The 9,171-nt window shown below is 41.9% G+C and carries 7 protein-coding genes; 4 read left to right on the top strand and 3 right to left on the bottom strand.

Annotated features, from left to right (window positions below):
- Complete coding sequence (locus BM090_RS16175) at positions 1–1,872, bottom strand: DCC1-like thiol-disulfide oxidoreductase family protein (RefSeq protein ID WP_091515920.1); 1,872 nt, start codon at positions 1,870–1,872, stop codon at positions 1–3.
- Between the two features lie 267 nt (positions 1,873–2,139).
- Here BM090_RS16175 and BM090_RS16180 point away from each other — a divergent pair, with 267 nt between their 5' ends.
- The 3 genes from BM090_RS16180 (at position 2,140) to BM090_RS18500 (ending at position 6,623) form a co-directional block, all read left to right on the top strand.
- Positions 2,140–4,881 (top strand): DUF3352 domain-containing protein, encoded by a 2,742-nt coding sequence (locus tag BM090_RS16180; protein ID WP_091515923.1) that lies wholly within the window; start codon positions 2,140–2,142, stop codon positions 4,879–4,881.
- Between the two features lie 421 nt (positions 4,882–5,302).
- Positions 5,303–6,508, top strand: coding sequence for a sensor histidine kinase (locus BM090_RS16190; protein WP_091515929.1), 1,206 nt, complete (start codon positions 5,303–5,305; stop codon positions 6,506–6,508).
- Complete coding sequence (locus tag BM090_RS18500; RefSeq protein ID WP_177199978.1) at positions 6,486–6,623, top strand: hypothetical protein; 138 nt, start codon at positions 6,486–6,488, stop codon at positions 6,621–6,623. Before BM090_RS16190 ends, BM090_RS18500 begins: the two co-directional genes overlap by 23 nt.
- Before the next feature lie 41 nt (positions 6,624–6,664).
- Here the strand turns inward: BM090_RS18500 and BM090_RS16195 are convergent, their stop codons facing one another.
- Positions 6,665–7,225, bottom strand: coding sequence for a hypothetical protein (locus BM090_RS16195; protein ID WP_091515932.1), 561 nt, complete (start codon positions 7,223–7,225; stop codon positions 6,665–6,667).
- A gap of 202 nt (positions 7,226–7,427) precedes the next feature.
- Here BM090_RS16195 and der point away from each other — a divergent pair, with 202 nt between their 5' ends.
- Positions 7,428–8,747, top strand: coding sequence for a ribosome biogenesis GTPase Der (gene der / locus BM090_RS16200; protein WP_177199979.1), 1,320 nt, complete (start codon positions 7,428–7,430; stop codon positions 8,745–8,747).
- A 55-nt stretch (positions 8,748–8,802) separates the two neighbouring features.
- Here the strand turns inward: der and BM090_RS18505 are convergent.
- Positions 8,803–9,171 (bottom strand): T9SS type A sorting domain-containing protein (locus BM090_RS18505; RefSeq protein ID WP_177199980.1); only part of this gene is annotated, 369 nt, incomplete at its 5' end.

Consider the following 9,171-nt stretch of genomic DNA (forward strand, 5'->3'; position numbering starts at 1 on the left):
TTATAATTTTTCAATTTCAGGGATAGAGACTTGAACTTCTTTATTTTCCCAAATAACTTGCCCTACATCCATCCAAGGTTTAGCCATTTGTCTGTGCAAGAAATCATCTTCCCAACCAGTAGGACTATCAATTTTCTTTACTTTAACAACAAAAGTTTGCTTTTCGGCAAGAGATACATGATGCTTAGATGCCCAAAATGCGGAATATCGAATGAGACCGTCTTTTAATTTCTCTTGAGAAACATTTTTACTATTTGAGCGGAATGACCATTCAACCCACTCACGTCCAGTAATATATGGTCCTACTTGTCCTTTTTCATTATTAAGTGGCAACCATGTTTCTTGTCCATTTTTATCTTTGTAAACAATAGCAACAATATGATTATAACCATTAAAGTGGACTTTATCCATAAATACAGGATGTGATGTAATGCCAAATACTTTTTGATTAAATACAGCAAATCCATGAAACTTACTTAAAGCTCCCCGCACTATTCCGTTTACATGAATGGCTTCTAGTATATTTGTAACCAGCAATCCTTTGTACATAATAATGTATCCTTGAGAAACAATACAGTAAATCGTAAAAAAGGCGATAATACGTACCTTAAAATCTTTTACCGTAAAATCCTTTAAAATACTCACACTATCATAGCTAATAGGGGTAATTCCCATATTAGTGGCGGGTACAAACTCAAATTTATTAGAAGCAATAGACTGGTAACAATTTTTAGCCAATGTATTGAATAAAGGCAAGCGCATCAAAATCGAAAATGGCCATAAGAACCATATACGCGACCACGCTTCTATATATGTGGCTAATCCTACAAATACTTTACCGCTGGAATTAATACTGTGAACGTCCGCTATTAAAGCCTCTTCAGGCACTTCTTTCAGTGTGGCTTTTGCCTCCGAAAGAGGAAGGTAAGCTATTTTTCCGAAAAAATCTAAGTGCTTAATAATAAGCATACAACGTACATCTACTAAACTATCAGAATTATAAAAAATCGTAAGTGTCGGTGTTTTGCTACGCAATTTATTATGCAAAATAGTCCACCATTCATAAGGCAATAACAACACGTACAGGCCTGCCGCAGCTAAGGCAAACCAAGGAATTGGATAAGCATGCAAAATACCTAAATGCAAGCCAATGCCTGTTAAAACAAGGATATTTCTGTATTTTTTATTCCATACATAAAATAAAAATACACCTTCAAATACCAATGTTACAAAACCAAAACCATAACTTATAATTTTACTATTCAATAAAATAGACAAATCTAAATATGTAGCAAATGGCAATGAAGTTGGCCACCAAAAACCTAAGCCCTTCAACCACATAGGAGAGGCTAATTTGTAAAACATCGAATCAAAATATACCATCGCAATACCCAAACCAACTAACGAATAGTAGCTAAGCATACTTGTGGTAGTTTTGGGTTCGTATATTTTCTGAGGAATAGAATATTTTAATTTAGCTAAAAGATTATCAAGTGAAAAAGCACGACCCGTAGGCACAAACATGAGTAAGAAATTTATGCCTGTCATTGCATAGTCCAAATGATATTCAAACTTATCAAGCCCTGCAATGATTGTAAAAGTTAATACATAATTAATAATGCTTGATATACGTGTAAATAGGCCTAAAATGAAACAAATAATTGTAATTAGCCAAAAGATAAGAGCAAATTTGAATGAAATTTCAGATTCTGCTATATAAGGAATAGGGTCAAAAATAAGGTGTTGAAAGTAATTTAATTGGAGTACTTCCATTAAAAATACAATACCATACAAAATTCGGAATAAGGCTAGGCCTTGTGCGGGAACTTCTGTATCATAGAGCTTTGATACAATGTTGTAAAGTTTTTTCATTGTTTTGTTTTTGTGTTGAAAATTGATTTTTTGAGCAAAAAAATAAATAATACGTTTCGACTTGCAATGCCGCTATGACTGCTTCTCGAAAATCAAACAACATTAAAAATTTCTCAAAGCTATATTTTTTTAAAACACGATACTAACAATTTTGTATTTTTTGATAAAAATCATATAATTTTATGCTTTTTCAGGATATTGCATGATTTTACATTATTTCAGCCTTTTGTTGTTATTTTGCAAATCCAATCAAAATAATACCGCTTCGTGAAAAAACTCCTTCTTTTTATATTCATTGCTTCGGCCTTTGCTATCGGAATTTATAGCTATATGCTTTGGCGCGAACAAGAAAAACCCCTTACCATCTGGACTTGCGTACCCGAAAGTGCTGCCATCGCCTTTCAGATAGACCAACCCCAAACGCAACTGAGCCAATGGAGCAAAAAAACTTTTTGGAAAAATATTGCGCCATTGCCCGAAGCGCATTTTGTACAAAAAATAGTGGCACGAATAGACAGCCTCGCTAAAGCGCACGATTTGAAGGAGAATTTTTTTAAAAATAAATCGGTGTTTGTGTCCCTGCACGCCACAGGCCGCGAAGAAATCGGCTATTTGCTTTGTTACGATTTGGCGCAAGATGGCAGCCTTTCGGCTTGGAATACTTTGCTCAAAAACTTGCAAGAAAGCGGCCAATACAAATTTCAAGACCGTCTTTACCAAGAACTTATCATTACCGACATTACGCACCGCAGCACTGGCCAAAAAGCCTCGTTTTTGGTATATAAAAATGTGTTGGCCATCAGCCAAACCGCTATTTTGGTAGAAGATGTGATTCGTACCATCAATCACCCGACGCAAGTACATTTTATTGAATATCAGAAAAAGAACTTTAAGCCCACGCCCCACGAAAACGGCAACATTACGGCTTACCTCAACTACAAACAGTTGCCTGCGCTGCTGGCTTCGGTTTCGCCGTCGCAAAAAAGTTTTTTTGAGCCGCTGGCACGCATGGCGCAATCCGCTACGCTGGAACTGAACACTGCCGACAATCGCTTTCATGCCGAAGGTTTTTCGCTAGCCGAAGACAATTCTTATTTTTTGTCCACGTTTGCCCCGCAAGCCGCCCAGCCCATTACAGTTCAGAAGTTTATCCCCAACAAAACAGCCGTTTTGTACCATTACAGTTTCTCGAAAGGTTCAAAATTTGGCAGCGATTTGGACGGTTACCGTCATCGTCATCTTGATGAATACATCGAAGCAAAAGAGACTTTGCACGAACAACATGACATTAGTCCGAGCCAGTTGTACGGTTGGTGGGGGCGCGAAATCGCGTTGTGTTTGCTGGAAACCGTAGATGCTGACGAGGCCGACAAACTGCTGTTCATTCAGGCCGCCGACATGGAGCAGGCTACGCGCACGCTCAAAACTTTTTCCGAACAGTTCAGCGACCCAAAGCCCTACATTGAACAGTTTCAAGGCCGCGAAATTCGCCAAATTCCCGTTACAGATTTTCCCGCATTGCTGCTGGGCAATCCGTTTGGCGGGTTTTCCGAATGCTTTTATTTTCAGATAGAAGATTACGTGGTTTTTGCCAATAATATCCAGACATTGAGGACTTTAATCGCGGATATTGAGCACGAAGACGTTTGGGCAAAGTCCGTGAAAATCCAGCATTTCATGCAAGAACTAAATCCCAAAGCACACGTAACACTGGCCATCAACACGGCGCGTGCGTGGCGAATGTTACAGAACAATGCAGGTGAAAAATTTGGGGAAATCATGCAAGCGCAACAGGCCATTTTGCAAAAAAATACGTGGCTGGCTGCTCAGTTTAATGTGGCCGAAACGCGCACGCAAACGTCCCTGATTGTGGAGCAAGAAGCCGACGGACAGGCCAGCGCAAGCGACGAACTTTTCAAAGTGAAATATGATACTTATTTTCAGTTTCCTGTCCAGACACCGCCCAAAGTGGTGCGCAATCCCGCAACCAAAAGCCTCGAAACGATTGTGTTGGATTCGGCGCAGCAAGTTTTTTTGCTCGACAAAGACGGAAAAATTAGTTTTAAACTTCCTGTCAATCAAAGAGTTGTTTCGGAATTTCTGCCTGTGTATTTGCAAGACGACGCGCACCAGCAATTTGCTTTTGCCACCGACAAAGCCTTGTTTCTGACCGACCGCGCAGGCGCAGTACAAGAGCCGTTTCCCGTGCGACTTTCGGACAGCACGCGCATTGCGCAACTGGCTGCTTTTGACTACGAAAAAAATCATAATTACCGCTTTTTGCTGGCCAACACCGACGGACTTTTGTATATGTTCGATGAGAAAGGGAAAGCCTTAGAAGGCTGGAATCCAAGACGTTTGCCTGGTAAATTGGCGGCCGCACCGCTGCATTTGCGCATCAACGACAAAGATTGCATTGTGGCCCTGACTGCCGCAGGCAAACTGTATATGCTCACGCGAAAAGGCGAATTATTTGCGGGTTTCCCGATTGACCTCAAAGGCCGTTTTGAAAGTGCGTTGCTGCCACAAATCGGGACGAGTTTTGAAAACACGTACATCACGACGCTTTCCGAGCAAGGCGAGTTGATTACCGTGAGCCTGAAAGGTAAAGAATCTAAGCGCGAACAAATTTATAGACCTTCGGTAAACACTGTTTTTACGTTGTGCCCAGACCCTGCGGGAAAAGCCTTTGCCGTTGCCCGCCAAACCGACACACAAGTCGCGCTATTCGACAATAATTTGAAACCTATTTTTGAGAAAGAATATAAAAACGCGAATCGTTTGCCCGTCCAATATTACAATTTTGGAGCTGGAAATGAGGTGATTGCAGTAACCGACCCCGCCGACGAAAAAACGTATTTGTACGACAAAAAAGGACAACTTTTGCAAGGCAAACCGCTGGACAGTGCCTCGCCTGTGGCCATGCTGTATTCCGAATCGTCCGAAACCTTCTTTTTGTACCGACACTTCGGCCACAAAACGGGCATGGTTACGTTTAAGAAAAAGTAGTTTTTCGCAACAAAATGCTTGGGTCGGAAGTTAGATATAATCTGTTCCGACCATTATTTTGACAATCGTTACCAAACCCCAGACGGCAAATTTTGGCATGGATTTGAAAGCGCAGAAGCTACCGAACATTTTTTGTACGCCAAACCGACACTTTGTAAGGTGTTTGGCATTGTTTGTCAGCTACTTGAAGATATTACTTGGCATTGAGTCAAGTAATTTATTGAAAGAATAAGCAGAATGTTTTGACAAAAATACTGCAAGTGTGTTTTGTTATATTGGCTTTTATTGTTAATTTTTGCACAAAAGAAATGTGTGTTTTAAGGCAAAATAACCATTTCTTACTGTTTTGATTTTTGTAGATTTGATTCCACAACATTATAACATCACTCTATTGCAATAATTCTCAAAAACACTGTAAAGAATGAAAAAACCTGAAATTCCAGCCGACGAAGAGCTTCGTTTAAAAGCCCTGAAAGAATATTCTATTCTGGACACTTTGCCCGAAAAAGAATACGAAGAAATCACGTATTTGGCTTCTCAGATTTGTAAAGTACCGATTTCGCTTATCACTTTGATAGACGAAAAACGCCAATGGTTTAAGTCAAATAGAGGATTAACAGTAACCGAAACACCGCGGGATGTAGCCTTTTGCGCACATGCCATCAACGACAAACAAAACATTTTTATAGTACCCGACTCGCGCAACGATGCACGTTTCCATGACAATCCGCTGGTTACCGACGACCCGTATGTTATTTTTTATGTGGGGATTCCGCTCGTAAACCCCGACGGATTTGCGCTGGGTACGCTTTGCGTAATAGACAAAGAGCCGCACGTACTTGACCAATACCAAATCAATGCACTGAAGGCACTGGCCAATCAGGTGATGAACGTGTTTGAGCTACGCAAAAAAACCATTGCCCTTGACATCTACATCAAAGAAATAGAGGAGCAAAACAAAGGTTTGGAAAAATTTGCGCGGCTGGCCGCCCACGACATGAAATCGCCTTTGGCTAATATCGTGATGCTCATAGATTTGTTCAAAAGCGATTATGCCAACGTGGTAAATGCTGAGGGAAATGATTTGCTCGACTCGATTAGCGGCGCAGCCCTGAGCCTGAACCAACTCATTGACGGCATTCTTAAATACAGCCGAAACGCCAAAATCCTGTCCGAAAACAAAGAATTTATCAATTTTTATGAACTCATCAAAGCTGCCTCAAAGCTCGTGGACACGAGTGGCGATGTGCGCTTTGAGCTTGATTTTGACCGTAACATTAGTATTTATACCAATCGGGTGGCTTTGGAGCAAATCTTTATCAATTTGTTGAGCAATGGCATCAAATACAACGACAAACCCATTGCCGAAGTAACGGTTAAGGTTTGTAGTGATAAAGAATTTGTGCGGATAAATGTCATAGACAACGGTCTGGGTATCAAGACACAAGACCAAGAACGCGTTTTTCAGCTTTTTGAAACCTCCGTAAACCAAGCCCGACGCGGCGAAAAAGGCAACGGCATCGGGTTGGCTACCGTCAAATCGTTGGTAGAAGGTTTGGGCGGCCACATTAGCGTGCGTTCGCAGGTAGGCGTGGGTTCTGATTTTGAATTTACGATTAAGAAATAAAGGGGTACATTTTTGTAGCGACCGCGACCGCACCAGTGCCAAGAAAAAATCCTTAGCCCACAAAAAAGACCGCAAGCAAGCACATCGCCTTATTCGGCGCGATGAGGAGTTGTAAAATAAAAAGGCTGCCATTAGAACACGGCAGCCTTTTTATTTTTAGTGATAGCAGAATTTTGCGTTTAGTTTTCGGATTTTGCTCCTAACCGTTACATCACCACAATTTTTGCCAACGGGTACGGTAATTTGTTTTCGAGGCGTACGGTATTCTTTTGAGAAAAGTACCTTTCCCGTTTGACTGTCAGTTAGTTCACACCAAAACGGTTGGGCAAAACTGGCCGTTTCTATCACCAAATTTTCTTTGTTGGTCAGTGTGTAACAAAGATTTTTTTCGCAAGGTAAAAGATAGGCTAATGTACTGACGATAGTATCTTTGACTACTTTATCATTTTTGTAAGGTTTTGTTCCTGCCCAACGACCTTTAGCAGTTTCGGCAGCGATATAGGCGGAGTCTAACTCATAAATGATTCGTTTTTTGTTGGGTTTGAAATCATTATCAACAAAAAGAGCGGTATCGCCTTTGTAAACTACCTGAAACATTCCTTTTTCAAGTTGTTTTATCACGCGCATGCCTTCAGGCATCGGGATATTAGGTTTTTGAGCGTAGCTAATGCCAATGCACGCCAATAGCAGCGTAGCAAGTAATATTGATTTTTTCATTGCAAATTGTTTGGGTTAAATTAAAATACTAAAATAAGGTATTTTAAATTAAAATACTAAACCCACTGATTTACAGTTCTATTTGTTTTCTCCGAAAGAATTTTCTACTTTTGCCGCCGTTACGAAAAGGAAAATCCTTTTTGCAGAGCCGTTTCCGTTTGTAGGGGAACGGTCGTGTTATTTTTAGACAAAATACAAAATCGTGAGCAACATTGTAGCGATAGTAGGCCGCCCAAACGTGGGCAAATCTACTTTATTTAACAGATTGGTGGGCGAGAGAAAAGCCATCATGGACGACCAAAGCGGTGTAACCCGCGACCGCCACTACGGACGTGCCGAGTGGATTGGAAAATACTTTACCGTCATTGATACGGGCGGTTATGTGAGTGGTTCGGAAGATGTATTCGAGGAAGCAATCCGCGAACAAGTGCAATTGGCTATGGAAGAAGCCAATGTTATTTTGTTCATGGTGGACGTAACCGAAGGAATACACCCACTCGACGAAGAGTTTGCACGTGTCGTGCGCAAATCCAAAAAACCTGTTTATGTGATTGCCAACAAAGCGGATACGTCCGAGCGTGTGCATTGGGCGGGTAGTTTCTATGCTTTGGGTATAGGCGATTCGGAAATATTCCCAGTTTCTTCGCAAAGTGGCGCGGGAACGGGCGAGTTGCTCGATGCCGTGGTGTCTCATTTTGAGGAAGAAGGCGAGGAGTTCCCAGACCAAGGCGTACCGCGTATTGCCATCGTGGGCCGTCCGAATGTGGGCAAATCTTCGTTGGTAAACGTGTTGTTGGGTACAGACCGCAATATCGTAACCGATGTGGCAGGCACTACGCGCGATTCCATCGACACGCGTTACAAGGCCTTCGGCAAAGAATTTATCCTGACCGATACGGCAGGTTTGCGCCGCAAAGCCAAAGTACGTGAAGACAATATCGAATTTTATTCGACACTTCGCACCATCAAAGCCATTGAAGATGCAGACGTTTGTATTATTATGCTCGACGCTACGCGCGGCATAGAAGCACAAGACGCGAGCATTATCGGCCTTGCCGAACGCAACCGCAAAGGCATGGTGATTTTGGTGAACAAATGGGATTTGATAGAAAATAAAGAAACGAACACGGCGCGCGATTTTGAACGTGCTATCCGTGAGCGTATCGCCCCGATAGATTATACGCCAATTATATTCATTTCGGCGCACACCAAACAACGTGTGTTTCAGGCGGTTGAAATGGCGATTCAGGTCTATAACAACCGTTCGCACAAAATCCCTACTTCGCAGGTAAATGACAAACTTCTACCCGAAATAGATAAGTTTCAGCCGCCAGCCAAAAAAGGCCGTTATATCAAAATTAAGTACGCGATGCAGTTGCCGACACACACGCCAAGTTTTGCATTTTTCTGCAACTTGCCGCAGTATCTGGACAAATCGTATGAGCGTTTCTTGGAAAACCAAATTCGTAAACACTTTGGTTTTGAAGGTGTTCCGATTAATGTTTTCTTCCGTAAGAAATAAAAAAGAAGGCGATTTAGAAAACTCTAAATCGCCTTCTTTTTTATGAGTCAATATTTTACCTCACCACGGAAAGTTTCTGAACTTTTGGGGCGGGTATGCCGTCGGCGTAGAGTTGGCAACCGTAAAGGCCTTGTGGAAGGCTTGAAACATCCAATCTTGTAGCGCGTTCGAGTACGGACAAACGTTTTTGCAATAGGATTCGACCCGTGCCCAGTTCATAGATTTTCAGGTTTGCCTCTTGGCAAGTGCTTGGCAAGCTGTAATCCAGTCGCACGGACTGCGCGGCAGGATTGGGGTAAATGTTGCTAATCGTGGTACTTTGGCGGTTAGAATTAGGTTTGTTGCCAGTGATAGTACCGTCTGGGTGAAGGATGGCCTGTGTGGAATCTTTGCAGCCCCAGTGGTTGGTAATGACGAGTTTGAT

Origin of the sequence: Flexibacter flexilis DSM 6793 (genome assembly GCF_900112255.1) — a bacterium.
Lineage (GTDB): Bacteria > Bacteroidota > Bacteroidia > Cytophagales > Flexibacteraceae > Flexibacter > Flexibacter flexilis.